A 26,995-nucleotide genomic window follows, 5' to 3' on the forward strand; every position below is an offset into this window, starting at 1 on the left:
CAGGCGAGCCTAACCCGCGCTTCCCCCCCCAGGTCGTTCACGCCTCGTCGAAGGACGACGACGAGGTCGGCAAGGGTTGCGGCGGCCGCGCCCCCACGTACTGGCCGCTGGGGCGCATCCGCAGCGGCCGTTCGTCGTACTCCTCCAGGGCATGGGCGATCCAGCCCGCCGTACGGGCCACCGCGAAGATCGTCTCGCCTGCTTCCGCGGGCATTCCCGAGGAGGCGCTGAGGACGGCGAGGGCGAGGTCGACGTTGGCGTGCAGGTTCGTGTGGCGGGCGGTGGTGGCCACCACGTCGCGGGCCGCGGCCAGGGCGGGGCCGGCCGAAGGAAGCTCCTCCAGGAGGCCGAACAGCGCCTGTGCGCGCGGGTCTTCACCCGGGTAGAGGCGGTGGCCGAGGCCGGGGACGCGGCGTCCCGCGCGCAGCTCGTCGGCGATCACGGGTGTGGCGTTGCCCCGGTCGAGCACGTCGAGGAGCATGCGGTGGGCCATACCGCTCGCCGCGCCGTGCAAGGGGCCCTCCAGGACGCCGAGTCCGGCCGACACCGCCGCGTAGGGGTGGGCGCGCGCGGAGGCGGCGACGCGGACGGCGAGGGTCGAGGCGGCGAGGTCGTGGTCGACCAGCAGCGCGAGGGCGGTGTCCAGGGCGTGCAGGCTGGCCGCGTCGGGCTTGCGGCCCGTCAGCCGCGCCCACAGGCGCCGCGCCAGCGGGCCTTCGTCGCGGTGGCCGGACAGGACCGGCGGGAGCGCGGCGACCAGGGTGGGGATCAAGGAGCGCCCGGTGCCGATGACCGCCTCTTCGGAGAGGTCGAAGCGGAGCGGGTCGGCGGTCGCGGCGGAGATCGCGGCGACCCGCAGCCGGTCCGTCGGACCGCTGTGCTCGGGCAGGGCGTTCACGGCGCGGCGGGCCGTGGCGACGGTCTCCTTGGGGGCGGTGAAGGTGATGCCGGGGCGCAGGGCACCGGTCCACAGCCACTCGGCCACCTCTTCGTAGGAGTGGGTCAGAGCGAGCTGCGCGGCGTCGACGCCGCGGAAGTAGTAGCGGTCCTTGTCGATCAACGTGATCCGGGTGCGTACGGAGAGTTCGTTGGCGGTGGTCGGGGCGGCGGGTTCCCGTCTGTTCCTGCGGGCCAGCGCCTCGACCTCCTTGGCGTCGAAGGTGCTGCCCCGTGAGCCGGCGCCGCGGCTGCTGCTGAGCTGGCCGCGGCTCACGTACGCGTACACGGTCTCGGGCTTCACGCCGAGCAGCTCGGCGGCCTCCTTGGTGCTGAGCCGCCGACCCCCGTGCGGGGTTCCTTGATCCGTCATGGGCGTCACCGTATCCGCATCCTGACGACTGGACTTGCATATTGATTCAATCAATATTGACAGGCATTTAGTCAATCATGGACAGTCAAATCAAGTCCAGGGAGGAAGTCGAGGAAGAACATGCCGATCAATGGTTCCGCCGCCACCCCCGCCGAGCCGGTCGAGGTCCCGCGAGGACTCGCCGGTGTCGTCGTCACCGAGACGGAACTCGGAGACGTCAGGGGGTACGAAGGCTTCTACCACTACCGCCAGTACTCGGCCGTCGAGCTCGCGCAGCGCCGCAGCTTCGAGGACGTATGGCATCTGATGTTCCACGGCGAGCTGCCGGACGCCGACCAGAGCGCCGCCTTCGCCGCGCGGACCGCGCGGCTGCGGCACCTGTCCGACGAGGTGCGTGACGCGCTGCCCGCCATCGCCAGGGCCAGCGTGCTGTCGGGACCGCTCTCCGGGCTGCGCACCGCCCTGTCGCTCTTCGGGGCGTCGAAGGGCTTCCGCCCGGTGTACGACATCGACGACGACCGGCGACGTGAGGACGCCCTGGCCGCGGCCGCGGTGGTGCCGACCCTGCTCACGGCGCTCTACCGGCTCGGGCAGGGCCTCGAACCCGTCGAGCCGCGCGACGATCTGTCGTACGCCGCCAACTACCTGTACATGATGACCGGTTCGGAGCCGGATGCCGCCCGGGGCCGGGCGATCGAGCAGTACTTGATCTCGACCATTGATCACGGCTTCAACGCGTCAACGTTCACGGCGCGGGTCATCACGTCGACCGGTGCGGATGTGGCGGCGTGCCTGGTGGGTGCGGTCGGCGCGCTGTCCGGTCCTCTGCACGGCGGGGCGCCGAGCCGGGCGCTCGACACGCTCGACGCGATCGGCACGCCCGACCGCATCGACGGCTGGATCCGCGAACGGGTGCTCGCGGGCGACCGCATCATGGGCTTCGGACACCCCGTCTACCGCACCGAGGACCCGCGCTCGCGCATGCTGCGGGGCATCGCGGGGCAGTTCGGCGGCGACATGGTGGAGTTCGCGGTCGAGGTGGAGCGGCAGGTGGAGGCGATCCTGGCGGAGCTGAAGCCGGGGCGCGAACTGCACACGAACGTGGAGTTCTACGCGGGCGTCGTCATGGAGCTGTGCGGCCTGCCGCGTGAGATGTTCACGCCGACGTTCGCCGCGGCGCGGGTGGTGGGCTGGAGCGCCAACATCCTGGAACAGGCGCGGGATTCGAAGATCATTCGGCCTGCGGCGCGGTATGTGGGGGAGGCGCCGCCGGTTGCGGTACCTGAGCCCGCCGGCGGCGAGATGGCGTAGTCCGTATCGCCCGCCCTTTACGACTGGCTGGGGGAGCACTGCTCACGAGGGCGCCGGGGGAGTTCCCCGGCGTTCCTCTTCCAGTGCCTCTTCGAACACGCGAAAGACGTGCCCCTCGGCACTATCGGGCGGGAGGCCGCTCTTCGTCGCCCGCGAGGCGTTCCAGTATCTGCGGAATGCCTCGCCCGCCAGCATGTTCCGGGCGTGGACGAGCAGTGTGGCGTCCGAGTACCCGCCCCAACTGTGCATGAGTACCAGATGGTTGAACGTCAGATTCGCAAAGAGGTTCTGGCGGGCCACGGTTGCGCTGTCGCCGGGGAAGTCGTTCCACACCTCTCCGAGTGAGGGGTCCTCCATCGCCATATGGGTCAACTGCATGTGGAGCGAGCGCAGGTCCGCCTCCGACGCTCGGTGCAGCGCGGTGCGCGACGAGGCCAGTTCGGCGCGCTGGAAGGAGAGCTCCTGGCGTTGCATCCGTAGCTCTCGCTGTTGCATCACCAGCGTGACGACGAGGAGCAGCAGCGCCAGCCCGGAGAAGACAGCGCTCACTCCGCCGAAGTAGTCGCCCAGAGCGCTGCGTTCCTGCGCTGTCCGTCTGTCGTCGTTGGCTATCTCCACACCGCGAATGAGCCAGCCGCTGATGACGACGGAAAGGGCGCCCGTGAGGGCGATTCCCGCAGCGATCGCCACGGCCCACACGGCGATGGACGCCGCCGAACGCCCTCTGTCATGACGAGACATCGCTCCCCCGGCAACCTTGCTCGTGAGCTTCTGGGTCCTTGCGTGGAGCCGGGAGAGTAGCGCGGCCGGGGCGCCTCAGGCTTCTGGGATGTCTCCCCTGGCGCGGATCAGTGTCTCCCTGCTGATGACGACGATGCGTTCGTAGTCGGCTCGTGCGGCGTCGGCGGGCAGTTCGCTGTCCAGGAGGTCGGTCCTGTCTGTCCCGATTACTGCGAAGCTGCCGTCGGTGAGTTCGAAAATATCGGGGCAGGTCTGCCCCGTCTGGCTGCCTCGCTCACGCGGAGACGCACCGATGCGGCGCACGATCTTCAAGGTGATCCCGGTCCTTGGGGTCAGTAGAGGGTAAGGCGGGGCCAGGGTAGCTGTTCATTGTTGGAGGTGTTGGCTCGAAGTAGTCCAACTGGCCCTACTCGGACGGAGGTTCGCCGACGACCCACCACTCGTCGGTATCGGCGCTGTCCAGCTCCCGGGTCAGCTGATCCACCATCCGTCCCACCTTGGCCTCATCGGATGACCGGTCCAGGCTCGCGCGATGATGGCGCGTGGCATCCCAGTACTCCCGGAAGATCGGGTTCTGGCACATCACCCGAAGGTGGCCGTAGAGCTCGTGCAGACTTGAGGCTCCGATGCGGTGGGCGTGCAGTGCGTTGATGTACAACGCGTTGGCGAACAGGAACTGTCGCTGCCGCTCGGGGGACACGTTCCCCTCGTAGGTGTCCAGGACCGCCGCCAGCGACGCATCCCCCATCGCCGTGCACAACAGGTCGAAGTGGAGCCTGTGCTGTTCGGTGAGGGCCGCGTTTCTGCGTTGGGCGGCCAGGGCCAGGCGTTCGTGTTCGGCGGCGCGGCGTTCGCGTTCCTCGATGTGCGCCAGTCGGCGCCATCCCTTGCCGCGGAGCAGCAGGAACGTTCCGGTCGCGAACGAGAGTCCTGCCGTCGCGGCCGGACCCACCCCCCGTGTCCAAGATTTCCGTGTGGCCATGTCAACCCCCCGAATAGGCGACCGTCCGCCGGTCGTCGGGATGCGGGTCGACAGGGAGCGGACCGGCGAGCGATGGGCGGTGCGCTTGCCGTCTCCCAGGGTGCCGAGCGGCTCTGATCGGCGGGGAGGCGGAGAGGAGGCGCACGGAAGGAAGCAGTGGTCGCACATCCGGGCGCCGTGCCCAATGTGTGCCCCGCGAGCGCCGCTAACAATCGTTCACTCCGCGACCCCTCTACGCGCACATATCCTGGGGCGGTCTTCAATCGTCGTACGGGATTCGATGAGGTCCGACGAGGCCCGACGAGATCCGGCGCGATTCGTACGAGCGTCGACACGAGAGGCCCACGTGAACAAGCAGCAGATCCCGGTCGTCGTCCTCGCCGGTTTCCTCGGTTCGGGCAAGACGACCCTGCTGAACCATCTGCTGCACCGCAGCGGCGGCACCCGGATCGGGGCGATCGTCAACGACTTCGGCTCGATCGAGATCGACGCCATGTCGGTCGCGGGGCAGCTCGGGGACTCGACCGTCTCGCTCGGCAACGGATGCCTGTGCTGTGCGGTGGACGCGAGCGAGCTCGACGAGTACCTGGAGCGACTCGCCAGGCCCGCCGCGGGGATCGACGTCATCGTCATCGAGGCGAGCGGGCTGGCCGAGCCGCAGGAGCTCGTGAAGATGCTCCTCGCCAGCGAGAATCCGCACATCGTGTACGGCGGGCTCGTCGAGGTCGTCGACGCCGCCGAGTTCGACGCCACCCGAGGGCGCCACCCCGAGGTCGACCGGCATCTGGGCATCGCCGATCTCGTCGTGGTCAACAAGGGCGACCGGGTGGCGGGCGAGGAGCGGGAGCGCGTGCTCGGCGTGGTGCGGGGGCTCGCGGGGCGCGCGTCCGTCGTGGCCGCCTCGTACGGACGCGTCGACGTGGAGCTGTTCTTCGACCGCGCGCCCGTGGGGGAGCGGGTGGGGCAGCTCTCCTTCGACGATCTGCGGGACGATGCCGCCACGGCAGACACGGGTTCCGATGCCGCGGTCGAGTGCGAGGGGGGTCGGGACGGCGCCGACTGTCACTGCGGTCATCACGACCACCTGCACTCCGCCTACGAAAGCCTCTCCTTCACCTCCGAAGTGCCCCTGGGGCCACGCCCCTTGATGGCGCTGCTCGACAGCAGGCCCGCAGGGCTCTACCGCATCAAGGGGTACGTCGACTTCGGCCCCGCCGACCCGATGAACCGGTACGAGGTGCACGCCGTGGGCCGGTTCCTGCGCTTCTACCCCCAGCCCTGGGCTCCTGCGGAACCCCGGCTGACCCAGCTCGTACTCATCGGCTCCGGCGTCGACGTACCGGCCCTGGAGAAGGAGCTCGAGGCCTGTCGCGACTACGCCCCACAGGCCGACGAGCAGGGCATGTGGGGCGTACTGCGGTACGTCCAGGAGGCCGAGGAGACCTCCGCGGCGGAGTAGCGCCGGGGCGGGCGGACTACACCGGCCCCGCCACCGCCGCCACCGGCTTCGCGAGGGAGACGCCCGAGCCGTCACGGCGCGGGTCGACCTCCGGGAGCTCGGCCGGGGTGCCGTTGCGCTGGGCCGCGTGCGGCGGCGTGGGGCCCGCCCAGGCGAAGCTCAGACAGTCCTCGCCCTTCAGGAACCGCTGCACGCGCACACCGCCCGTGGCGCGGCCCTTGCGCGGGTACTGGTCGAACGGCGTGAGCTTCGCCGTCGTCTGCACCGAGTCGTCGAGCGTGCCGCGGGAGCCCGCGACCGTGAAGACGACCGCGTCCACCGCCGGGTCCACCGCGGTGAAGGAGATGACCTTCACGCCGTCGGCGAGCTTGATGCCCGTCATGCCGCCGGCCGGGCGGCCCTGCGGGCGGACCTGGGAGGCCTGGTAGCGCAGCAGCTGGGCGTCGTCCGTGATGAAGACCAGGTCCTCCTCGCCGGTGCGCAGCTCGGCGGCGCCGACGATCCGGTCACCGTCCCTGAGGGTGATGACCTCCAACTCCTCCTTGTTGGACGGATAGTCGGGGACCACCCGCTTGACGACGCCCTGCTCGGTGCCGAGCGCGAGGCCCGGCGACGACTCGTCGAGCGTCATCAGACAGATCAGCTTCTCGTCCCCTTCCAGGGGGAGCAGCTCGGAGACGGGCGCTCCGCCGGAGAGGTTGGGCGCGCCCGCCGTCTCCGGAAGCTGCGGGAGGTCCACCACGGCCAGGCGCAGCAGGCGTCCCTCGGAGGTGACGGCGCCCACCTCGCCGCGGGCCGTCGCGGGCACCGCGGAGACGATCGCGTCGTGCTTGACGCGCTTGGCGTCGCCGTCCGCGAAGGGCTCGCCGTTGGCCGTGCGGGCGAGCAGGCCCGTCGACGACAGGAGCACCCGGCACGGGTCGTCGGCGACCTGAAGGGAGGTCGCCGCCACGGGGGTGCCCGCCGACTCCAGGAGCACCGTGCGCCGGTCGTTGCCGAACTTCTTGGCGACGGCGGCCAGTTCCGCGGAGACCAGCTTGCGCAGCTCGGTGTCCGAGTCGAGGATGCCGGTCAGCTCGTCGATCTCGCCGTTGAGCTTGTCGCGCTCGGACTCCAGCTCGATGCGGTCGAACTTGGTGAGCCGGCGCAGCGGGGTGTCCAGGATGTACTGCGTCTGGATGTCGCTCAGCGAGAAGCGCTCCATCAGGCGCTCCTTGGCCTGCGCGGAGTTGTCGCTGGAGCGGATGAGGCGGATGACCTCGTCGATGTCCAGGAGGGCGACCAGGAGCCCCTCGACCAGGTGCAGCCGGTCGCGCTTCTTGGTGCGGCGGAACTCGCTGCGGCGGCGCACCACGTCGAAGCGGTGGTCGAGATAGACCTCCAGGAGCTCCTTGAGGCCGAGGGTGAGCGGCTGACCGTCCACCAGCGCCACGTTGTTGATGCCGAAGGACTCCTCCATCGGCGTCAGCTTGTAGAGCTGCTCCAGGACGGCCTCGGGGACGAAGCCGTTCTTGATCTCGATGACGAGGCGCAGGCCGTGCGCGCGGTCGGTGAGGTCCTTGACGTCGGCGATGCCCTGGAGCTTCTTCGAGCCGACCAGGTCCTTGATCTTGGAGATCACCTTCTCCGGGCCGACGGTGAACGGCAGTTCGGTGACGACCAGGCCCTTGCGGCGCGCCGTCACGTTCTCCACGGAGACCGTCGCGCGGGTCTTGAAGGTGCCGCGGCCCGATTCGTACGCGTCCTTGATGCCGCTCAGGCCGACGATCCGGCCGCCCGTGGGCAGGTCGGGGCCCGGCACGAACCTCATCAGCGTCTCGAGGTCGGCGCCCGGGTGCTTGATCAGGTGCCGGGCGGCGGCGATGACCTCGCCGAGGTTGTGCGGCGGCATGTTCGTCGCCATGCCGACCGCGATGCCCGACGAGCCGTTGACCAGCAGGTTCGGGTACGCGGCCGGGAGGGTGGTGGGTTCCCTCTCCTGGCCGTCGTAGTTCGGCTCGAAGTCGACCGTGTTCTCGTCGATCGACTCCGTCATCAGGGAGGTGGCGTCGGCCATCTTGCACTCGGTGTACCGCATGGCGGCCGGCGGGTCGTCGTTGCCGAGCGAGCCGAAGTTGCCGTGGCCGTCCACCAGGGGCAGGCGCATCGAGAAGGGCTGGGCCATGCGGACCAGGGCGTCGTAGATCGACGCGTCGCCATGGGGGTGCAGCTTACCCATGACCTCACCCACGACACGGGCACACTTCACATAGCCGCGGTCGGGGCGCAGGCCCATCTCGTTCATCTGGTAGACGATGCGCCGGTGCACCGGCTTCATGCCGTCGCGGGCGTCCGGCAGGGCGCGGGAGTAGATGACCGAATACGCGTACTCGAGGAAGGAGCCCTGCATCTCGTCGACGACGTCGATGTCGAGGATCTTCTCCTCGTACGAGTCGTCGGGCGGCGGGGTCTTCGTGCTGCGGCGGGCCATCGCTGCTGCGGCTCCTTCACCAAGCAAGTGCGGGATCTGACGCCGACCATTGTGGACCGTCCCACTGACAACGCCGACCACGCCCCGTGTTCCGGCGCTGTCACGCGTCGGCCGGGCCCGCTGTCACGCGTCGACTTCAGCCCGCTCCCACGCGTCCGCCACGCCCGCTGTCACGCGTCGACTACGCCGAGGGCGGACCGGGAACTTCCTCAGGTGTCGGCACGCTTGCATACAGTGTCAGGACTGGCAGAACCAGCAATGTTTCAGCGATCGAGGGGACGTACATGCCCATGGGTCACACGGCCACAGCCGAGGCCGGCTCCGGCGGCCTGACAGCGACCGAGCACCGGCTGGCCAACGGCCTGCGCGTGGTGCTCTCCGAGGACCACCTGACCCCGGTCGCCGCGGTCTGCCTCTGGTACGACGTCGGTTCCCGTCACGAGGTCAAGGGGCGAACCGGCCTCGCGCACCTCTTCGAGCACCTCATGTTCCAGGGCTCCGCGCAGGTGCACGGCAACGGCCACTTCGAGCTGGTGCAGGGGGCGGGCGGTTCGCTCAACGGCACCACCAGCTTCGAGCGCACCAACTACTTCGAGACGATGCCGGCCCACCAGCTGGAGCTGGCCCTGTGGCTGGAGGCCGACCGGATGGGCTCGCTGCTCTCCGCGCTCGACGAAGAGTCCATGGAGAACCAGCGCGACGTCGTCAAGAACGAGCGCCGCCAGCGCTACGACAACGTCCCGTACGGCACGGCGTTCGAGAAGCTGACCGCTCTCTCGTACCCGGAGGGCCACCCGTACCACCACACGCCGATCGGCTCTATGGCCGACCTGGACGCGGCCACCCTGGAAGACGCCCGCAACTTCTTCCGTACGTACTACGCGCCCAACAACGCCGTCCTCTCCGTAGTGGGCGACATCGACCCGGAGCAGACGCTCGCCTGGGTCGAGAAGTACTTCGGGTCGATCCCCTCGCACGACGGCAAGCAGCCGCCGCGCGACGGTTCGCTGCCCGAGCGCATCGGCGAGCAGCTGCGCGAGGTCGTCGAGGAAGAGGTCCCGGCCCGCGCCCTGATGGCCGCCTACCGGCTGCCGGAGGACGGCACGCGCGCGTGCGACGCGGCGGACCTGGCGCTCACCGTCCTCGGCAGCGGCGAGTCCTCGCGGCTCTACAACCGCCTGGTGCGCCGTGACCGTACGGCGGTCGCGGCCGGCTTCGGTCTGTTGCGGCTGGCCGGCGCGCCCTCGCTGGGCTGGCTCGACGTGAAGACCTCCGGTGACGTCGAGGTGCCCGTGATCGAGGCGGCCGTCGACGAGGAGCTCGCCCGCTTCGCCGCGGAGGGCCCCACTCCGGAGGAGATGGAGCGCGCCCAGGCGCAGTTGGAGCGCGAGTGGCTCGACCGGCTCGGCACGGTCGCGGGCCGCGCCGACGAACTGTGCAGGTACGCGGTCCTGTTCGGCGACCCGCAGCTCGCCCTGACCGCCGTCGGGCGCGTCCTCGACGTGACCGCCGAGGAGGTCCAGGAGGTCGCCAAGGCCCGCCTGCGCCCCGACAACCGCGCGGTGCTCGTCTACGAGCCGGTGGCCCCCGAGGCCGATGAAGACGGAGCCGACGCGGACGCGTCCGCGGCGGACGCTGACAACGAGGAGGCGGCGAAGTGACCGAGGCCGCAACGATGCAGTTCCACCCGCAGCCCCAGGCGGGCACCGCCAAGCCCTGGGCCTTCCCCGCCCCCGAGCGCGGCACCCTCGCCAACGGCCTCACGGTGCTGCGCTGCCACCGCCCCGGGCAGCAGGTCGTCGCCGTCGAGATCCACCTCGAAGCGCCCCTCGAAGCCGAGCCCGCGGGCCTCGACGGCGTCGCCACCATCATGGCGAGGGCCTTCAACGAGGGCACCGACAAGCACTCCGCCGAGGAGTTCGCCGCCGAGCTCGACCGCTGCGGCGCCACCCTCGACGCGCACGCCGACCACCCGGGCGTACGCGTGTCGCTCGAAGTCCCGGTCTCCCGGCTGCCGAAGGCGCTCGGCCTGCTCGCCGACGCGCTGCGGGCCCCGGCCTTCGCGGACAGCGAGATCGAGCGCCTGGTGGCCAACCGCCTTGACGAGATCCCGCACGAGGCGGCCAACCCGGCCCGCCGCGCCGCCAAGGAGCTCTCCCGGCAGCTGTTCCCGGCGACCGCGCGCATGTCGCGGCCGCGCCAGGGCAGCGAGGAGACGGTCGCCGCCATCGACTCCGCGGCCGTACGCGCCTTCTACGAGAAGCACGTCAGGCCCGCGACGGCCACCCTCGTCGTGGTCGGCGACCTCACGGGCACGGACCTGGACGCCGTCCTCGCGGACACCGTGGGCGCCTGGACGGGCGACACGGCACAGCCCCGCCCGGTGCCCCCGGTGACCGCCGACGACACGGGCCGGGTCGTCATCGTGCACCGCCCCGGAGCGGTGCAGACGCAGCTCCTGATCGGCCGCATCGGCGCCGACCGGCACGACCGCGTCTGGCCCGCCCAGGTGCTCGGCACGTACTGCCTGGGCGGCACCCTCACCTCGCGTCTGGACCGCGTCCTGCGCGAGGAGAAGGGATACACCTACGGCGTACGGGCGTTCGGCCAGGTGCTGCGCTCCGCGCCGGACGGCTCCGGCGCGGCGATGCTCGCGATCAGCGGTTCGGTCGACACGGCGTCCACGGGCCCCGCGCTCGACGACCTCTGGAAGGTGCTGCGCACGCTGGCCGCCGAGGGCCTCACGGACGCCGAGCGGGACGTGGCCGTGCAGAACCTGGTGGGCGTGGCCCCGCTCAAGTACGAGATGGCGGCCTCCGTGGCGGCCACCCTCGCCGACCAGGTCGAGCAGCACCTGCCGGACGACTTCCAGGCGCAGCTGTACCGGCAGCTCGCAGCCACCGGCACCGTGGAGGCCACTGCCGCCGTCGTGAACGCCTTCCCGGAGGACCGTCTGGTGACGGTCCTGGTCGGCGACGCCGAAGAGATCGAGGAGCCCGTCAGGGCGCTCGGGATCGGCGAAGTGACGGTTGTCACGAGCTGACGGACGACCGTCCCGAAGCTCCTGAAGCTGAGGGACGGTCAGGACATAGGGGGACCCCGGCGACCGAAGTGGTCACCGGGGTCCCTATATGTCCGAATTCGTATGGAGGTTGCCTGTCTGCCCTGTGGCGTGCGCTACAAAAAGCTAGTTCTGTTTGTCGATTGAAAGACGGTCCGTTTAGCTTCAATCCGGCTGTCCGTCACGCAGTACGTCGCATCCGCGGCACCGGACAGTCATCGCCGAGTCCCCGCATGGCGCGAGCCAGGGGAGCCGGGGACCCACACGTCCCTTGGGGTGAATCGGGAACCTTGCCGAGAGGTGAGGAACTCGTAGGAGACCTTCCTGCTCCGAACCCGTCAGCTAACCCGGTAGGCGAGAAGGAAGGAAAGGATCAGCCGCTTCATGGCGTTCACCCGTGCCACCGGGAAGCACCGTCGCCCGAGCCGCCTCACGCGTACCACCGCGAACGTAGCTGGCGTCGCCGCGCTCACCACCACCGGTGTCATCGGAGGCCTCGCCGCTCCGGCGCTCGCCGCCGAGGACGCCGCCGTCGAGCACACCGGCCTCACCCAGGCCATCTCCGTGGGTGACTCGCTCGCCGAGAGCGTCGACGCCCAGGCTGCCGCACAGAAGCAGGCCGCCGACGACGCCGCCGCCGCGAAGAAGGCCGAAGAGGCCGCCAAGAAGAAGGCGGCCGAGGAGAAGCGCAAGGCCGAGGCCAAGGCGAAGGCCAAGGCCAAGGAGGAGCGCGAGGCCAAGGAGCGCGCCGCCCGCGAGGCCGAGCGCAAGCGGCTGAACACCTACGTCGCCCCGATCTCCGGCTCGTACGTCTCGACGGGCTACCAGACCGGCGGCGCCATGTGGTCCTCCGGCAGCCACACCGGCATCGACTTCCACGCCGCCTCCGGCACCTCGGTCCACGCGGTCGGCTCCGGCACCGTCGTCGAGGCGGGCTGGGGCGGTGCCTACGGCAACAACGTGGTCATCAAGATGAACGACGGCACGTACACCCAGTACGGCCACATGTCGTCCCTCGGCGTCACCGTCGGCCAGACGGTCACCCCGGGCCAGCAGATAGGCCTCTCGGGCTCCACCGGCAACTCCAGTGGCCCCCACCTCCACTTCGAGGCCCGCACCGGCGCCGACTACGGCTCGGACATGGACCCCATCGCGTACCTGCGCGGGCACGGCGTCAACGTCTGACCCGCCCCCCCCAGCGACGCACCGAAAGCCCCGGCTCACCGAGCCGGGGCTTTCGCCGTTTCCGGGACACCGCCGCGCTTGGCCAAAAGAGATCCATGGATTTCGGTCCGCCGTCGGAAATTCCGGCGCCCTGCAATAGAGTCGAACGGCGAGCGTCAATCGACCGCGTTGCGCGGGGATTAAGGCGGAGGTGGGGTCATGCGCATTCCCGCGCAATCGGTCTGCACGGCCATCCGGGACGACATCGTCTCCGGCGTCCATGAACGGGGCGGCCGCCTCACCGAGGAACTCCTCGCGCGGCGCTACGGAGTCTCCCGCGTTCCCGTGCGCGAGGCGCTGCGCACCCTGGAGGCCGAGGGATTCGTGGTCACCCGCAGGCACGCGGGCGCGTGCGTGGCCGAGCCCACCGAGCGGGAGGCGGCCGATCTCCTGGAGATGCGGGCGCTGCTTGAGCCGCTCGCCGCGGCGCGCGCCGCGCAGCACCGCACCGAGGCGCACCTCAAGGTGCTGCGCGGCCTGGTCAGGCTCGGCCAGGAGCGCGCACGGCGGGACCAGGGGGAGGATCTGCGCTCCCTGGTGGGCTGGTTCCACGAGACGCTCGCCCAGGCGTCCGACGGGCCCGGTCTCGTCGCGCTGCTCGGCCAGCTCCGGCGCAAGATCGACTGGATGTACGCCATGGGGGAGGGGGCCGCCTCCACGGAGTCGTGGTCCGAACGGGCGGCGATCGTCGACGCGGTGGCCCGCGGGGACGCGGAGCGCGCCAGGTCGCTGACCGCGGCGCACGCGGAACGGGTCAGGGGCGCGCACCGGTTGCGCCCCGCGGCGCGGGGCGCAAGCGTGAGGGAAGCGCAACGTGCCGTAAACACGGTGGCGCTCCCGAATTAACACGGACGCCGTATACAGGGAAGAGTCCTTTCGGTCAGGCCTTCTCCAGCTGTTCCGGTGTTCCCGTGTTCCGGTGTTCCCGTGTTCCGGTGTTCCCGTGTTCCGGTGTTCCGGTGTTCTCGAGGCTTATCCCCGTGTGGGCTTATCTCCGTGTGCCCCGCGCGCCCGATGGTTTTCCCCTGAAATACGTCGATGGGGTCACCCGGAATTCCGGGTGACCCCATCGACGTATTTCAGGGAACGTGTCCTAGACCGTCTCCGGAAGCTCCTCGAGGCCCTCGGCGACGAGCTTCGCCAGACGGTCGAGAGCGGCGTCCGCACCCTCGGCGTCCGAGGCGAGCACGATCTCCTCGCCGCCCTGGGCGCCCAGGCCGAGCACCGCGAGCATCGAGGCGGCGTTGACCGGGTCGCCGTCGGCCTTGGCGATCGTCACGGGGACGCCGGCGGCCGTGGCCGCGCGGACGAAGATGGAGGCGGGTCGGGCGTGAAGGCCCTCGGCCCAGCCGACGTTGACGCGGCGCTCAGCCATGTGTTGCTGCCCTTCCAGGTGTCTCACACTTGTCTAGACCAGTGTCTCATGCCGTCACGGGTGCTCTGCCGGACGTACGTCCCGCTCCCGACCGCCTTTCGACCTGTCCTAGCCTGCCCCGGCCCCGGCGGGCGCGCGACCCGTACCCTGGCCCCATGCAGAGCCCGTCGGATCAGCAGGAGCGGCACGACTATCCCGCCCACTGGGAAGCCGATGTGGTGCTGCGCGACGGGGGCACCGCCCGGATCAGGCCCATCACGGCCGAGGACGCGGACCGTCTGGTCAGCTTCTACGAGCAGGTCTCCGACGAGTCGAAGTACTACCGGTTCTTCGCCCCCTACCCCCGCCTCTCCGCCAAGGACGTGCGCCGGTTCACCCACCACGACCAGGTGGACCGGGTGGGGCTCGCGGCGACGGTGGGCGGCGAGTTCATCGCCACCGTGCGCTACGACCGCATCGACGACCGCGGCATGGCCGCCAGCGCGCCCGCGGACGAGGCCGAGGTCGCCTTCCTCGTGCAGGACGCCCACCAGGGCAGGGGAGTGGCCTCCACGCTCCTCGAACACATCGCGGCCGTCGCCAGGGAGCGCGGCATCCGCCGCTTCGCGGCCGAGGTGCTGCCCGCCAACACCAAGATGATCAAGGTGTTCACCGACGCGGGCTACCAGCAGAAGCGCAGCTTCGAGGACGGCGTCGTACGCCTGGAGTTCGACCTGGAGCCGACCGACCGCTCGCTCGCCGTGCAGCGCGCCCGCGAGCACCGTGCCGAGGCGCGGTCCGTGCAGCGGCTCCTGACGCCCCGCTCGGTCGCCGTGGTCGGCGTGGGCCGGACCCCCGGCGGGGTGGGCCGCAGCGTGCTGCGCAACCTCCAGGAGGCCGGATACGCCGGGCGGCTGTACGCGGTGAACGGCGAGTTCGACGACGGCGGCACGATCGACGGGGTGCCCGCCCACCGCTCCGTGCGGGACATCGACCCGGGCGAGCCGGTCGACCTCGCGGTCGTGGCCGTGCCCGCGGAGCGGGTGCCCCAGGTCGTCGCCGAGTGCGGCGAGCGGGGCGTGCAGGGGCTCGTGGTGATCTCCGCCGGCTACGCCGAGAGCGGTGCCGAGGGGCGCGAGCGGCAGCGCGAACTGGTGCGCCAGGCGCGGTCGTACGGCATGCGCATCATCGGACCGAACGCCTTCGGAGTCATCAACACCTCTGAGGAGGTGCGGCTCAACGCCTCGCTCGCGCCCGAGGGGCCGGTGCGCGGCAGGATCGGCCTGTTCACGCAGTCCGGCGCGATCGGCATCGCACTGCTGTCCGGACTGCACCGGCGCGGCGCGGGCCTCTCCACGTTCGTCGGCTCGGGCAACCGCGCGGACGTCTCTGGCAACGATGTCCTCCAGTACTGGTACGAGGACCCGGACACCGACGTCACGCTGATGTACCTGGAGACCATCGGCAACCCCCGCAAGTTCACCCGCCTCGCGCGCCGTTCGGCGACCGCCAAGCCCCTCGTCGTCGTGCAGGGCGCCCGGCACAGCGGCATCGCGCCGACCGGGCACGCGGTGCAGCCCACGCGCCTGCCGCACGCCACCGTCTCCGCGCTGCTGCGCCAGGCGGGCGTCATCCGCGTCGACACGGTCACGGAGATGGTCGACGCGGGGCTGCTCCTCGCGGGCCAGCCGCTGCCCGAGGGCCCCCGCGTGGCCATCCTCGGCAACTCCGAGTCCCTCGGGCTCCTCACCTACGACGCGTGCGTGGCGGACGGGCTGCGGCCGCTCACCCCGCGCGACCTCACGACGGGGGCCACACCGGCCGACTTCCGTGCGGCGCTCGCCCAGGCGCTCTCGGACGACGCGTGCGACGCGGTGATCGTCAACGCGATCCCCTGGGTCAGGGAGGACGGGGGCGCCACCGACCCCGAGACGCTCGCCACGGAGTTGCGCGCCGCGACCGCCGGATGTCCCGCGAAGCCCGTCGCCGTGGTGCACGTCGAACTCGGCGGGCTCGCGTCCGCCCTGGCCGCCGCCACCAGGACCCGGCCGGACGCCACCGTTCCGGTACTCGGCGACGGGGATCACGCCCACCCGTCCCGCCCGCCGGGACAACTGCCCACGACGGACGCGGTCCCTCCGGAGGAGCACCGCATCCCCGCCTACCCCGCCGCCGAGCGCGCCGTACGGGCACTCTCCGAAGCGGTCAAGTACGCGCAGTGGCGGCGCGATGCCGCCGAACCGGGGAAGGTGCACGAGTACGAGGACATCGACGAGAGCGGGGCCGCCGAGCGGATCACCGCACTGCTCGCAGGTGAGGACGACCCCCGGGGCGCCACGCTCGCCCCCGCCGACGCCCACGAGCTGCTCGGGCGCTACGGCATCCCCGTACGCCAGGCCCTGCCCGCGCCCGACCCGGACGCGGCCGCCGAGGCCGCCCGCGCCCTCGGCTATCCCGTCGCCCTGAAGACCACCGCCCCGCACCTGCGCCACCGCGCCGACCTCGGCGGTGTCCGCCTCGACCTCGCGGACGAGGAGCAACTGCGCAGGGCCTACCAGGAGTTGACCGACCTCTTCGGGAAGCCCGCCGAGCTGCGGCCGGTCGTCCAGGGGATGGTCCCGCGCGGCGTCGACACCGTCGTGCGCGCGGTCATCGACCCGGCGGCGGGCGCCGTGCTCTCCTTCGGCCTCGCGGGCGCCGCCTCCGAACTGCTCGGCGACACCGCCCACCGACTCGTCCCCGTCACCGACAGGGAGGCGGGCTCCCTGGTCAGATCCATCCGGACCGCTCCGCTCCTGTTCGGCTGGCGCGGCTCGGCCCCCGTGGACACCCCGGCCCTCGAAGAGCTGCTCCAGCGGGTCTCGCGGCTCGTCGACGACCACCCCGAAGTGGTCGGCGTCTCCCTGGAGCCCGTGGTCGTCGCGCCGCGCGGCCTCTCCGTGCTCGGCGCCTCCGTGCGGCTCGCGCCCCCGCCCGCCCGCGACGATCTCGGGCCGCGCACCCTCCCCGGGTACTGACCGGACCGCCCGAGCGCGCCCGCGGGCCGCCGGGGCCGCCACGGGGCACCGTGCGCCCCGCGCCGGGCCGTAGGATGGAGGGCATGGCAAAGACCGGTACGACGACCCAGGGGCTGCGCGCGGCGATCGAGCGCAGCGGCTACTACCCGGCCCTCGTGGCCGAGGCGGTGGAGGCCGCGATCGGCGGCGAGGCCATCGGGTCGTATCTGGTCCACCAGGAGACCACGTTCGACGCGAACGAAGTGCGTCGGCACGTCACGGTCCTCGTCCTGACCGGCACGCGCTTCATCGTCAGCCACACCGACGAGCAGGCGGCGGACAGCACCTCCCCGACGCCGTACGCGACCACCTCCACCGAGTCGGTCAAGATCGGCCGCATCTCGTCGGTCGTCGTCAGCCGCGTCGTCGCCAACCCCGAGAAGTACGTGCCCGGCGCGCTGCCCCGCGAGGTCGTCCTGACCATCGGCTGGGGCGCCGTCTCCCGCATCGACCTGGAGCCCGCGGCCTGCGGCGACCCCAACTGCGAGGCGGACCACGGCTACACCGGCAGCTCGACCGCCGACGACCTCAGCCTGCGCGTCAGCGAGGCGGGCGACGGCCCGGACGCCGTGCGCCAGACCCTGGCCTTCGCGCAGGCCCTGTCCGAGGCGACCGCGGACACCGCCCGCTGATGTCCCTGCCCGCCTGGGACGACGTACAGCCGCTCGCCCTCGACACCGCCCCCGTGCCCGCGTACGGCACCGGATCGCTCGCCGATCTGCTGCCCACGCTCGTCGCCCACCAGGAAGTGCCCGGCTACGAGGAGCCGGTCATCCCCGAGCTCGCCCCCGCCGACCGGAACTGCGTCTTCCTGATCGACGGTCTCGGCTGGGAGCAGCTCAGGGCCCACCCGGCCGAGGCGCCCTTCCTGACCTCGCTCATCGCCAGCTCGCGCGGCGGCACCGGGCGGCCCATCACCGCAGGCTTCCCCGCCACCACCGCCACCTCGCTCGCCTCGGTCGGCACCGGCCTGCCGCCCGGCGCGCACGGCCTGCCCGGCTACACGGTCCGCAATCCGGCCACTTCGGAGCTGATGAACCAGCTCCGCTGGAACCCCTGGACCGACCCGCACAAGTGGCAGCCGTACCCCACGGTCTTCCAGCAGGCCCACGCGGCGGGCGTGCACACCGCGCAGGTGTCGTCGCCGACCTTCGAGAACACCCCGCTCACCAAGATCGCCCTGAGCGGCGGCTCCTTCCGGGGCAGGCTCTCCGGAGAGGACCGCATGGACCTCGCGGCCGCGCAACTGGCCGCGGGCGACCGCTCCTTGGTCTACACGTACTACGCGGAGGTGGACGGCAAGGGCCACCGCTTCGGCGTGGACTCCGACGCCTGGCGCGGCCAGCTCATGTACGTCGACCGGCTCGTCCAGCGGCTCGCCGAGCAGCTGCCGCCGCGCAGCGCCCTGTACGTCACCGCCGACCACGGCATGATCGACATCCCCTTCGACGACGCCTCGCGCATCGACTTCGACGAGGACTGGGAGCTGCGCGCGGGCGTGGCCCTGCTCGGCGGCGAGGGCCGCGCCCGGCACGTCTACGCGGTGCCCGGCGCCCAGAGCGACGTCCTGACCGTCTGGCGCGAGGTGCTCGGCGAGCAGTTCTGGGTGGCGAGCAGGGACGAGGCGATCGCCGCGGGCTGGTTCGGTCCACACATTGATCAACGTGTGTACGACCGCATCGGGGACATCGTCGCCGCCGCCCACGACGACGTCGCCATCATCGCCACGGAGAAGGAGCCCAAGGAGTCCGCCCTGGTGGGCATGCACGGCTCCATGACCCCCGTCGAGCAGCTCGTGCCGCTCCTCGAAGTACGCTCCTAGCCGTACGTCCCACGGCGCCCTCCCCTTACGCCCGTACCGAAAGGTCCTCAACTCCCCATGCCCGAGCTGGTGTTCTTCTCCGGAACGATGGACTGCGGAAAGAGCACCCTGGCTCTGCAGATCGAGCACAACCGCTCGGCCAGAGGACTCCAGGGGATGATCTTCACGCGGGACGACCGGGCCGGCGAGGGCAAGTTGTCCTCGCGGCTCGGGCTCGTCACCGACGCGATCGAGGCGGCCGACGACTTCGACTTCTACGCCCACCTCGTCGACCACCTCTCCCAGGGCGGCCGCGCGGACTACGTGATCGCGGACGAGGCGCAGTTCCTCGCCCCGGGGCAGATCGACCAGCTCGCCCGCGTCGTCGACGACCTCGGCCTGGACGTCTTCGCCTTCGGCATCACCACGGACTTCCGCTCCAAGCTCTTCCCCGGCTCGCAGCGCCTGGTCGAGCTGGCCGACCGGGTCGAGGTGCTCCAGGTCGAGGCGCTCTGCTGGTGCGGCGCCCGCGCCACGCACAACGCCCGCACCATAGGCGGCGAGATGGTCGTCGAAGGCGCCCAGGTGGTCGTCGGCGACGTCAACCAGCAGCCGGGCGAGGTGGGTTACGAGGTGCTGTGCCGCCGTCACCACCGGCGCAGGACGACCGCGGCGACCGCGCGCGCCGGTGCACTCTCGCCCGACGTGCTGCCGGTCGACGCGGTGGGCGCCCGCCCCTGAGTCAGCCCGCGGGGTGCGAGCGCACGACGGTGAAGACCGCGCCCTCCGGGTCGGCGACCGTCGCCATCCTGCCGTGCGTGCCGACCCTGGCGGGCTTGACGACGTGGCCGCCGAGCTCGACGACCCGGTCCACCGACTCGTCCACGTCGGCGACTTCGAAGTACGTCATCCAGTGCGGGCCCCGGTCGCGCGGCAGCGCCTGGCCCGCGCCGTGCATGGACGCCACGGGACGCCCGTCGACCTGAAGGGTCAGATAGTCGAAGTCGGCCGATACGACCGCTTCCTCGGTGTAGCCGAAGACGGTCTGGTAGAACTTCACGACGCTCGCGGTCTCCCGCGTCACCAGCTCGTTCCAGGCCGGCGTGCCCGGCCGGCCCGCCATCGCCTGGCCCAGGTGGCCCGCTGCCTGCCAGATGCCGAACACCGCTCCCGCCGGATCCGACGCGATGGCCATCCGCCCGGCCTCGCCCGCGTCGATCGGACCCACGCCGACCGTGCCGCCGCAGTGCCGCACCGCCTCGGCCGTCGCGTCCACGTCCTCGCTGGCCAGATAGGGCGTCCAGGCGATGGGCAGATGCCGCTCGGGCGGCAGCTGCCCGATGCCCGCCACCTCGTGGCCGTCGAGCAGCGCCCGCGCATAGGGGCCGAGCTGGTCGGGTCCCGGCCGGAACTCCCAGCCGAAGAGCGCTCCGTAGAACTCCTGGGTAGCGTTCAGGCCATGCGCCATCAGGCTCACCCAGCATGGTGTGCCGGGTGCGTGCCGACCGCTCGTCGCGTCGTCACGCGGAACCTGCCCCAAGGACTCCGACGAGTCCCGTCCAGGGGAGGCTCCGTCCGCCCGTGCCTCGGTCATCGTCAACCTCTCCTCGGCCCTCATGGTGGCCGCTCCGCTTCCGCTTCCGAACGCGCGTACTCTCGCCGCGCGAATGCGCGCCCTCGCAGATGCTCGCACCACCTGTCGCACCGCGCGTCCCGACCGCGCCGCGCTGTCCGGCTTCCCGCGGAGGATGCCCGAAATACGGTTTCTCACCCGTGAACATGTGATTGCGGAGCTGTGTCCATCTGCTGCACAGGGCGTGCGTGTTTCCGTACGCCCCGTGTTCGGGCGACGTCCGGCGGAGCAGGGTAGCCGGACCTTGGCGGCGCGGCCACCCCGTGCGCAAGGATGGGGCCCATGAATGCCATCATCTCCGCATCCGAACTCGCGAGCGACCTGGCGGGCGGGCAGCCGCCGGTCGTCCTCGACGTCCGCTGGCAGCACGAGGGCGCCATGCGCTCCGCGTATCTGGAAGGGCACCTCCCGTCTGCTGTTTTCGTCGACCTGGAGGCCGATGTCACGGGGGAGGCGGGTGCGCGGGGCAGGCATCCGCTGCCGGATCTCGATCACTTCGGCGCCGTGATGCGGGCGGCCGGCGTCTCTCCGGAGCGGGATGTCGTCGTGTACGACACTGGCCAGAACTGGGCGGCCGCACGCCTGTGGTGGATGCTGCGCTGGACGGGTCACACCTCGGTCCGCGTCCTGGACGGCGGCATCGCCCTGTGGACCGGATCCCTGGAGAAGGGCGAGGGCGGCGCCCCGGCCGAGGGCTCCTTCGTGCCCGCGCCGAACGGCACGGACGTCCTCGACGCCGACTCCGCGGCGGCCCTGGCCCGCTCGGGCCTGCTCCTGGACGCCCGCGCGGGCGAGCGCTACCGGGGCGAGGTCGAGCCGATCGACAGCGTCGCGGGGCACATCCCCGGCGCGGTGTCGGCGCCGACCACGGAGAACGTCACCGAGGACGGCCGCTTCAAGCCGGCCGCCGAGCTCGCGGACCGCTTCAAGGCGCTGGGCGCCTCGGGCACGTCGAGCGCTTCGGGCACGTCGGAGATCGGGGTCTACTGCGGATCCGGCGTCTCCGGCGCCCATGAGGTGCTCGCCCTCGCGGTGGCGGGGATTCCGGCCGCGCTGTACGTCGGTTCGTGGTCGGAGTGGTCGGCCGACCCCGAGCGCCCCGTGGCGACGGGCCCCGACCCGCAGTAGTCCGGCGGCCCCGGCCGCACGGAAACGGGCCCCGCACCTGTCCGGTGCGGGGCCCGTTCGGGTCCGTGTTCGCCCGCCCGCGGGCGGGCGGCCGCTACTCCTGCTTCTTGCGGCGCGTGCCGAAGACGATCTCGTCCCAGCTGGGCACCGCGGCGCGGCGCCCGGGTCGTACGCCGTCGGCCTCGGCCTGGCGGTCCGTGGAGCCGACGAGGCGGTCCCGGTGGCTGGCCACCGAGCGGGGCATGAGCACGTCCGCGTACGCGGCACCGGCGCCCGCCGCCGCGGGCGGCTCCTCCGCGTCGGGCTCCTGCTCGGGCTCCTCCTGCGGAGGCAGCTCCGCGGCGGGTGCCGCGGAGGGACGCTCGGGCACGACCATGTCGCCACGGAAGCTGGGCACCGCCTCCAGGAGGCTGGTCAGCGAGTCGCGCTCCTGCTCGGCGACCGCGGCACCCGCACCGGTGCCCTCCTCCGGCGGGTCGGCCGGGGGAGCCGGGATGCTCGGGCGGTCCAGCTGCCGGTCGAGGGCGCGGTCGAGCGGCCGGTCCAGGGGACGGTCCCTGGGCAGCCGGGCGATGCGCGGCACGAACGGGAAGCTGGGCTCGGGCGCGGCGATGTCGTCGGTCTCGCCGATCAGCGAGCGCGCCTCGTCGTCCACGGCCTGGACGAGCCGCCGGGGCGGGTCGTACGTCCAGCTCGCGGAGTGCGGCTCGGTCGCGACGCGGTAGACGAGCAGGACCTCCCAGGTCCCGTCGTCACGGCGCCAGGAGTCCCACTGGACGGTCTCCTTGTCGGCACCGCGCAGGAGCAGGCGCTCCTGGACGGCCTCGCCGAGCTGGGGTCCGGTGTTCTCGCCGGGACGGCGCACGGGGGTCTTCCTGGCACGCTCCGCCATGAACGCGCGCTCGGCGAGCACGGGTCCTTCGAAGCGGCGGACGCGATCGACGGGGATGCCGGCGAGCGAGGCGACTTCCTCCGCGCTGGCACCGGCACGTATCCGCGCCTGGATGTCTCGCGGGCGGAGGTGGCTCTCCACCTCGATCTCGATCTGGCCGAGTCGGGGCCGGTCGCCGCGGACTGCCGCACGCAGCCGCTCATCGATCGGAAGCGTGTACTCCGTGCTGTCCGCAGCCTTCAGCACCAGCCGTGTGCCGTCGTTGCTGACGGCCACGACACGCAGTTCGGGCATGGGGACCTCCCGGGTGGTGCCTGCCGACGTCACGTGCGTCGCTGCTTCCGCTAGTCGAGTGTGGCCTGCCCGGGTGCAGCCTGCCACAACCTTGCCGAGTTGCCCGGCGTGTCGGGCAGGGGCCCTGGATCGCCGTTATGGCACGGTTACCTTTTCGCAACGCTAAGTGACGACGTTCGTCACCCTGTGCAGCGAGCCCCCCACCCGGCGGTCCTGCAAGGCCCCGGGCACCCTGGCGGGAGACCGGACCCAGGGCTCGCAACAGTACTCCATTCGGGCCACGCGGGTGGACCGCCGCGCCGCCGAACTTCTCGTGGGGGAAGGGAGTTGGCGGGCCTCTGCGTTCGGCGGGCCGCACGCACGCGTGGCGCACTTCACGGAAAAGCTGGAAACGGAACTAATCCCTTCGGTCATACGTCCCTTTCTCATGTAGTCGGTAGAGAAAGGTAGGCAAGGGTCGGAGATGCGTGAAAAGCCGGATTCCGGCAAGGAGTCGAAGGACCAGGAGGAGCCGGAGCAGAAGCGGCGCCTCGATCTCAGCGTGCCGCAGGTGGCGGGCAGTGCCATCGCCGCGGTGGTGGCGGCGAAGCTCGCCTCCAACCTCGGCGTCTACGGGACGATCCTCGGCGCCGGTGTCGTGAGCGCGATCGCGACCTGTGGCGGCACCGTCTTCCAGCACTTCTTCAAGCGCACGGGCGAGCAGATACGTGACGTGACGGTCCAGGCCAAGCCGAAGGCGCGCCAGGTTCCCGTGTCCGCCGCGGCGCAGGTGCCCGAGACGTTCAGAACGGCTGCCTACAGGGGGGCGATAGGCACCACGGGTCCGGTGACCACGACGTGGGGCAGACCACAGGCCGACGACAGCGGCGCGGTCGGCGCGGCCGATCCGACGTCCGTCCTGCCCGTCGCGGGCGTTGCCGATCCGACATCCGTACTGCCCGTCGCGGGCGACGCGGATCCCACGGCCATGCTGCCCCTCGCGGACCCGGACGCCGAGCGGACCCAGCTCCTCGGCTCGGTGGACGCGACCCAGCTGGTGCCACGCGACGACGCCACGCGCGTGCTGCGCGTCGACGGACCGGTGCCGGTCCCGCTGCCCGCACCCGAAGCGCCGCTGCCTTCGGAGGAGTTCACCGACGCCACCACGCACCGGACGCAGATCCGCAGCTGGAAGCGGCCGTTGATCGCCGCGGCCGTGGTGTTCGGCGTCACCATGGCGGGGATCACCACGTACGAGCTGGTCACCGACGAGAACTTCAGCGGCAGCGGTACGGGCACGACGCTCAACAACCTCTTCAAGGGGAACAACACCCCTCCGAAGGACGAGCCGTCCACGCCGGGGACCGACCCCTCCGGGCAGCCGTCGGACGACGGCACCTCGGGGTCGGACCACCAGAAGGGCGACGGCGACAGCACACAGGACCCGAACGGCACGGGCGACCAGAACCAGGGCACCGGCGACGGCTCCGGAACCGGCTCCGGTTCCAAGGAGGGCCAGGACAACGGCACTGACACCGGCTCGGACCCCGACAAGGACAAGGACACCGGCTCCGGAGACGACGGTTCGAAGCCGACCCCGACGCCCACGCCGACCCCGACGCCCACTCCGTCGAGCGGCACCGGGGACGGCTCGGGCGGTGAACAGCAGCAAGGAGAGACCCCCAAGCCGTAGGCGGGGTCAGTCGCCGAGGACGCGCCGCAGGTAGTCGTTGCCGAAGAGGCGGTCCGGGTCGAGGCGGTCGCGCAGGTCCGTGAACTCGCCGAAGCGGGGGTACGCCTTGGCGAAGTACGCCGCGTCGCGCGTGTGCACCTTGCCCCAGTGCGGCCGCCCCTCGTGCGCGGTGAAGATCCGCTCGGCGGCGGTGAAGTACGCCTGGTAGGGCGTGCCCTTGTACATGTGGACGGCGATGTACGCGCTCTCCCGGCCCGATGCCGTGGAGAGCGCGATGTCGTCCGCGGGCGCCGTACGGACCTCCACGGGGAAGCTGATCCGCAGGTTCGAGCGCTCCACCATCGCCTTCAGCTCGCGCAGCGTGGCCACCAGGGCCTCGCGCGGAACGGCGTACTCCATCTCCATGAAACGCACCCGGCGCGGGCTGGTGAAGACCTTGTAGGGGATGTCCGTGTAAGTACGGGCGGAGAGCGCCTTGCTGGAGACCTTGGCGATGCCGGGGATCGTCGCGGGCACGGCGCGGCCGAGCGAGTTGACCACCTGGAAGAGGCCGTTGGAGAGCACCTCGTCCTCGATGAAGGCGCTCACCCTGCCGGGCGGGGCCGCGGGGCCCGCGCTGCGGTTGTTGCGCTTGGTGTTGCAGTTGCCGGTGTGCGGGAACCAGTAGAACTCGAAGTGTTCGTTCTCCGTGAAGAGCGCGTCGAATTCGTCGGTGACCTTGTCGAAGGTCATCGGCTCCTCGCGGGCCGTCAGATAGAAGACGGGCTCCACGGCGAAGGTGATCGCGGTGATGACGCCGAGCGCGCCGAGCCCGATGCGGGCGGCCGCGAAGACGTCGGGGTTCTCGTCGGGGGAGCAGGTCAGGACCGTGCCGTCCGCGGTGACCAGCTCAAGTGCCTTGATCTGGGCGGCGATCGACGCCGAGTCACGGCCCGTGCCGTGCGTCCCGGTGCTGACGGCGCCGGAGACGGTCTGCTCCATGATGTCGCCCATGTTCGTGAGCGACAGGCCCTCGCGGGCGAGCGCCGTGTTCAGGCGCTTGAGCGGGGTGCCGGCCTCCACGGTGACCGTGCCCGCCTCGCGGTCGATCCCGCGGATGCCGGTCAGCAGGTCGGGGCGTATCAGGAGGCCGTCGGTCGCGGCGGCCGCGGTGAAGGAGTGCCCCGTACCGACCGGCTTGGCCCTGAGACCGGCCTCCTTGGCCTCGCGCAGGGCCGCGGCGAGCTCGTCCACCGAGGCGGGCGTCGTCTCCCTGACCGGCCGCGCGGTGACGTTGCCCGCCCAGTTACGCCACGTCGCTGTGCTCTTGCCGCTGCTCGTGCCCGTGCGCGTGCTCATGGGTCCCTCCCCGTCGCGGAACCGGCCGCTTCAGCCGGCGATACCCCAGGAAACCGACCGCGACCGCGACGGCCCCGGATATCCCCGGCACCCCGTACCCGGCGTCCGGGCCCGCGGCGTCGATGACCCAGCCGGCCGCGGAGGAGCCGAGCGCGACGCCGACCGCGAGCCCGGTGCTCACCCAGGTCATGCCCTCGGTCAGTTTCGCGCGTGGTACGTGCTCCTCGACGAGGGCCATCGTCGTGATCATCGTCGGCGCGATGGAGAGGCCCGCGACAAAGAGCGCCACGGCCAGCAACGGAAGGTTCCCGACCAGTTGAAGCGGGATCATACTCACGGCCATCGCACAGACACCCAGCAGCCACCGGGGTGCCGGCGCCCCCTTGAAGTGGAGCAGGCCGAAGGCCGCGCCCGCAAGGCATGAACCGAGGGCATAGACCGCGAGCACGAGACTCGCCGCCGACTTGTGGCCCTGGTCCTCCGCGTACGCCACCGTCACCACGTCGATCGACCCGAAGATCGCGCCGGTCGCGACGAACGTGGCGACGAGCACCTGGAGCCCGACGGAGCGCAACGCCGAGCCGCCGGTGTGGTGTTCGCGCGCGTGCGGCACCGGTTCGGTGGCCCGCTGGGACGTCAGCCAGAAGACGCCCACGGCGAGGAACACGCCGGCGAGCAGCGGCCCGGCCTCGGGGAACCAGGCCGTGGACAGACCGATCGAGATGATCGGCCCGAAGATGAAGCAGATCTCGTCCACCACGGACTCGAAGGAGTACGCGGTGTGCAGTTGCGGGGTGTCGCGGTAGAGGACGGCCCAGCGCGACCTGATCATCGAGCCCACGCTCGGCACGCAGCCGACCAGGGCGGCGAAGACGAACAGCGTCCAGTCGGGTGCCTCGAACTTGGCGCAGAGCAGCAGTCCGGCGACCGCGGTCAGGGAGACCAGCGTCGCGGGCCGCAGCACCCGGCGCTGGCCGTGCCGGTCCACGAGGCGGGAGATCTGCGGGCCGATCGCGGCGGCGGACAGCGCGACGGTGGCGGACAGCGCGCCCGCCAGGCCGTACCGGCCGGTGAGCTGGGACACCATCGTCACGATGCCGATGCCCATCATCGACAGCGGCATCCGGCCGAGCAGGCCGGCCGCCGAGAAACCCTTGGTGCCGGGGGCGGCGAATATGGCGCGGTAGGGGCTTGGCACGTGGGACTCCGCTGAGGCGCCGGGGCGGCTCCGCGGCGGGAGGGGCTCCGGTAAGGCGTAAAGATGGCCCAT

The 26,995-nt window shown here is 71.3% G+C and carries 22 protein-coding genes and 1 riboswitch; of the genes, 12 read left to right on the plus strand and 10 right to left on the minus strand.

The features are described 5' to 3' along the window. Positions 1–37: 37 nt before the first annotated feature. Positions 38–1,309, minus strand: coding sequence for a citrate synthase family protein (locus ACIO9J_RS35280; protein ID WP_402008549.1), 1,272 nt, complete (start codon positions 1,307–1,309; stop codon positions 38–40). Positions 1,310–1,429: 120 nt separating this feature from the next. Between ACIO9J_RS35280 and ACIO9J_RS35285 the strand changes: the two genes are divergently transcribed. Continuing rightward, positions 1,430–2,620 (plus strand): citrate synthase/methylcitrate synthase, encoded by a 1,191-nt coding sequence (locus tag ACIO9J_RS35285; RefSeq protein ID WP_402008551.1) that lies wholly within the window; start codon positions 1,430–1,432, stop codon positions 2,618–2,620. A 42-nt stretch (positions 2,621–2,662) separates the two neighbouring features. On the opposite strand, the gene ACIO9J_RS35290 is transcribed toward ACIO9J_RS35285, so the two are convergent. The 3 genes from ACIO9J_RS35290 to ACIO9J_RS35300 all read right to left on the minus strand — a co-directional run bounded on the left by ACIO9J_RS35290 (position 2,663) and on the right by ACIO9J_RS35300 (position 4,343). Then, positions 2,663–3,310, minus strand: coding sequence for a DUF6082 family protein (locus tag ACIO9J_RS35290; protein ID WP_402008553.1), 648 nt, complete (start codon positions 3,308–3,310; stop codon positions 2,663–2,665). 126 nt (positions 3,311–3,436) lie between these two features. Beyond that, entirely contained in the window at positions 3,437–3,673 is a 237-nt protein-coding gene (locus tag ACIO9J_RS35295; RefSeq protein ID WP_402008555.1) for a hypothetical protein, read from the minus strand. A gap of 94 nt (positions 3,674–3,767) precedes the next feature. Beyond that, positions 3,768–4,343 (minus strand): DUF6082 family protein, encoded by a 576-nt coding sequence (locus ACIO9J_RS35300; RefSeq protein ID WP_402008557.1) that lies wholly within the window; start codon positions 4,341–4,343, stop codon positions 3,768–3,770. A gap of 346 nt (positions 4,344–4,689) precedes the next feature. On the opposite strand from ACIO9J_RS35300, the gene ACIO9J_RS35305 reads away from it, so the two are divergent. Beyond that, entirely contained in the window at positions 4,690–5,802 is a 1,113-nt protein-coding gene (locus ACIO9J_RS35305) for a CobW family GTP-binding protein (RefSeq protein ID WP_402008559.1), read from the plus strand. Between the two features lie 16 nt (positions 5,803–5,818). Here the strand turns inward: ACIO9J_RS35305 and ACIO9J_RS35310 are convergent, their stop codons facing one another. Next, positions 5,819–8,272: a DNA topoisomerase (ATP-hydrolyzing) subunit A gene (locus ACIO9J_RS35310; protein WP_402008561.1), complete on the minus strand. Its 2,454-nt coding sequence runs from the start codon at positions 8,270–8,272 to the stop codon at positions 5,819–5,821. Positions 8,273–8,556: 284 nt separating this feature from the next. Here ACIO9J_RS35310 and ACIO9J_RS35315 point away from each other — a divergent pair, with 284 nt between their 5' ends. The 4 genes from ACIO9J_RS35315 to ACIO9J_RS35330 all read left to right on the plus strand — a co-directional run bounded on the left by ACIO9J_RS35315 (position 8,557) and on the right by ACIO9J_RS35330 (position 13,403). Next, entirely contained in the window at positions 8,557–9,933 is a 1,377-nt protein-coding gene (locus tag ACIO9J_RS35315; RefSeq protein WP_402008563.1) for a M16 family metallopeptidase, read from the plus strand. Then, complete coding sequence (locus ACIO9J_RS35320; RefSeq protein WP_402008565.1) at positions 9,930–11,315, plus strand: M16 family metallopeptidase; 1,386 nt, start codon at positions 9,930–9,932, stop codon at positions 11,313–11,315. Before ACIO9J_RS35315 ends, ACIO9J_RS35320 begins: the two co-directional genes overlap by 4 nt. 227 nt (positions 11,316–11,542) lie before the next feature. Continuing rightward, a riboswitch (cyclic di-AMP (ydaO/yuaA leader) is annotated at positions 11,543–11,705 on the plus strand. Between the two features lie 12 nt (positions 11,706–11,717). Beyond that, positions 11,718–12,518, plus strand: coding sequence for a M23 family metallopeptidase (locus ACIO9J_RS35325; RefSeq protein ID WP_402008567.1), 801 nt, complete (start codon positions 11,718–11,720; stop codon positions 12,516–12,518). A 198-nt stretch (positions 12,519–12,716) separates the two neighbouring features. Next, entirely contained in the window at positions 12,717–13,403 is a 687-nt protein-coding gene (locus ACIO9J_RS35330) for a GntR family transcriptional regulator (protein WP_402008569.1), read from the plus strand. 247 nt (positions 13,404–13,650) lie between these two features. Here ACIO9J_RS35330 and ACIO9J_RS35335 read toward each other — a convergent pair whose 3' ends face one another. Beyond that, positions 13,651–13,932, minus strand: a complete 282-nt coding sequence (locus ACIO9J_RS35335; RefSeq protein ID WP_402008571.1) for an HPr family phosphocarrier protein — start codon at positions 13,930–13,932, stop codon at positions 13,651–13,653. A 155-nt stretch (positions 13,933–14,087) separates the two neighbouring features. Here ACIO9J_RS35335 and ACIO9J_RS35340 point away from each other — a divergent pair, with 155 nt between their 5' ends. The 4 genes from ACIO9J_RS35340 (at position 14,088) to ACIO9J_RS35355 (ending at position 19,509) form a co-directional block, all read left to right on the plus strand. Next, positions 14,088–16,928: a GNAT family N-acetyltransferase gene (locus ACIO9J_RS35340; protein WP_402008573.1), complete on the plus strand. Its 2,841-nt coding sequence runs from the start codon at positions 14,088–14,090 to the stop codon at positions 16,926–16,928. A gap of 83 nt (positions 16,929–17,011) precedes the next feature. Next, positions 17,012–17,599, plus strand: coding sequence for a DUF5998 family protein (locus ACIO9J_RS35345; protein ID WP_402008575.1), 588 nt, complete (start codon positions 17,012–17,014; stop codon positions 17,597–17,599). Continuing rightward, positions 17,599–18,789: an alkaline phosphatase family protein gene (locus ACIO9J_RS35350; RefSeq protein WP_402008577.1), complete on the plus strand. Its 1,191-nt coding sequence runs from the start codon at positions 17,599–17,601 to the stop codon at positions 18,787–18,789. The genes ACIO9J_RS35345 and ACIO9J_RS35350 overlap by 1 nt, the downstream gene beginning before the upstream one ends. A 57-nt stretch (positions 18,790–18,846) precedes the next feature. Next, on the plus strand, positions 18,847–19,509 hold the full coding sequence (locus ACIO9J_RS35355) for a thymidine kinase (protein WP_402008579.1): 663 nt from the start codon (positions 18,847–18,849) through the stop codon (positions 19,507–19,509). Between the two features lies 1 nt (position 19,510). On the opposite strand, the gene ACIO9J_RS35360 is transcribed toward ACIO9J_RS35355, so the two are convergent. Next, the gene (locus ACIO9J_RS35360; protein WP_402008581.1) at positions 19,511–20,236 is read right to left on the minus strand and encodes a VOC family protein; all 726 of its coding nucleotides are present in this window, start codon (positions 20,234–20,236) and stop codon (positions 19,511–19,513) included. Positions 20,237–20,683: 447 nt separating this feature from the next. Here ACIO9J_RS35360 and ACIO9J_RS35365 point away from each other — a divergent pair, with 447 nt between their 5' ends. Further along, positions 20,684–21,529: a sulfurtransferase gene (locus tag ACIO9J_RS35365; RefSeq protein WP_402008583.1), complete on the plus strand. Its 846-nt coding sequence runs from the start codon at positions 20,684–20,686 to the stop codon at positions 21,527–21,529. A gap of 94 nt (positions 21,530–21,623) precedes the next feature. On the opposite strand, the gene sepH is transcribed toward ACIO9J_RS35365, so the two are convergent. Further along, a complete protein-coding gene (sepH, locus tag ACIO9J_RS35370) occupies positions 21,624–22,748 on the minus strand; it encodes a septation protein SepH (RefSeq protein ID WP_402008585.1) in 1,125 nt (374 codons plus the stop codon). A gap of 430 nt (positions 22,749–23,178) precedes the next feature. Between sepH and ACIO9J_RS35375 the strand changes: the two genes are divergently transcribed. Beyond that, positions 23,179–24,387, plus strand: coding sequence for a hypothetical protein (locus tag ACIO9J_RS35375; protein ID WP_402008587.1), 1,209 nt, complete (start codon positions 23,179–23,181; stop codon positions 24,385–24,387). Between the two features lie 6 nt (positions 24,388–24,393). Here the strand turns inward: ACIO9J_RS35375 and ACIO9J_RS35380 are convergent, their stop codons facing one another. Together ACIO9J_RS35380 and ACIO9J_RS35385 are read right to left on the minus strand one after the other, a co-directional pair. Beyond that, positions 24,394–25,725, minus strand: coding sequence for a D-arabinono-1,4-lactone oxidase (locus ACIO9J_RS35380; RefSeq protein WP_402008589.1), 1,332 nt, complete (start codon positions 25,723–25,725; stop codon positions 24,394–24,396). Next, the gene (locus ACIO9J_RS35385; RefSeq protein WP_402008591.1) at positions 25,673–26,923 is read right to left on the minus strand and encodes an MFS transporter; all 1,251 of its coding nucleotides are present in this window, start codon (positions 26,921–26,923) and stop codon (positions 25,673–25,675) included. The genes ACIO9J_RS35380 and ACIO9J_RS35385 overlap by 53 nt, the downstream gene beginning before the upstream one ends. Positions 26,924–26,995: the final 72 nt, after the last annotated feature.

The organism is Streptomyces sp. NPDC087300, from assembly GCF_044744425.1.
Classification (GTDB): domain Bacteria; phylum Actinomycetota; class Actinomycetes; order Streptomycetales; family Streptomycetaceae; genus Streptomyces.

Excerpts from the sequence above, each read along its gene's own strand:
- ACIO9J_RS35280 (WP_402008549.1), bottom strand. The coding sequence starts at position 1,309 with ATGACGGATCAAGGAACCCCGCACGGGGGTCGGCGGCTCAGCACCAAG.
- ACIO9J_RS35285 (WP_402008551.1), top strand. The coding sequence starts at position 1,430 with ATGCCGATCAATGGTTCCGCCGCCACCCCCGCCGAGCCGGTCGAGGTC.
- ACIO9J_RS35300 (WP_402008557.1), bottom strand. The coding sequence starts at position 4,343 with ATGGCCACACGGAAATCTTGGACACGGGGGGTGGGTCCGGCCGCGACG.
- ACIO9J_RS35310 (WP_402008561.1), bottom strand. The coding sequence starts at position 8,272 with ATGGCCCGCCGCAGCACGAAGACCCCGCCGCCCGACGACTCGTACGAG.
- ACIO9J_RS35315 (WP_402008563.1), top strand. The coding sequence starts at position 8,557 with ATGCCCATGGGTCACACGGCCACAGCCGAGGCCGGCTCCGGCGGCCTG.
- ACIO9J_RS35325 (WP_402008567.1), top strand. The coding sequence starts at position 11,718 with ATGGCGTTCACCCGTGCCACCGGGAAGCACCGTCGCCCGAGCCGCCTC.
- ACIO9J_RS35330 (WP_402008569.1), top strand. The coding sequence starts at position 12,717 with ATGCGCATTCCCGCGCAATCGGTCTGCACGGCCATCCGGGACGACATC.
- ACIO9J_RS35335 (WP_402008571.1), bottom strand. The coding sequence starts at position 13,932 with ATGGCTGAGCGCCGCGTCAACGTCGGCTGGGCCGAGGGCCTTCACGCC.
- ACIO9J_RS35340 (WP_402008573.1), top strand. The coding sequence starts at position 14,088 with ATGCAGAGCCCGTCGGATCAGCAGGAGCGGCACGACTATCCCGCCCAC.
- ACIO9J_RS35345 (WP_402008575.1), top strand. The coding sequence starts at position 17,012 with ATGGCAAAGACCGGTACGACGACCCAGGGGCTGCGCGCGGCGATCGAG.
- ACIO9J_RS35350 (WP_402008577.1), top strand. The coding sequence starts at position 17,599 with ATGTCCCTGCCCGCCTGGGACGACGTACAGCCGCTCGCCCTCGACACC.
- ACIO9J_RS35355 (WP_402008579.1), top strand. The coding sequence starts at position 18,847 with ATGCCCGAGCTGGTGTTCTTCTCCGGAACGATGGACTGCGGAAAGAGC.
- ACIO9J_RS35360 (WP_402008581.1), bottom strand. The coding sequence starts at position 20,236 with ATGGCGCATGGCCTGAACGCTACCCAGGAGTTCTACGGAGCGCTCTTC.
- ACIO9J_RS35365 (WP_402008583.1), top strand. The coding sequence starts at position 20,684 with ATGAATGCCATCATCTCCGCATCCGAACTCGCGAGCGACCTGGCGGGC.
- ACIO9J_RS35375 (WP_402008587.1), top strand. The coding sequence starts at position 23,179 with ATGCGTGAAAAGCCGGATTCCGGCAAGGAGTCGAAGGACCAGGAGGAG.
- ACIO9J_RS35380 (WP_402008589.1), bottom strand. The coding sequence starts at position 25,725 with ATGAGCACGCGCACGGGCACGAGCAGCGGCAAGAGCACAGCGACGTGG.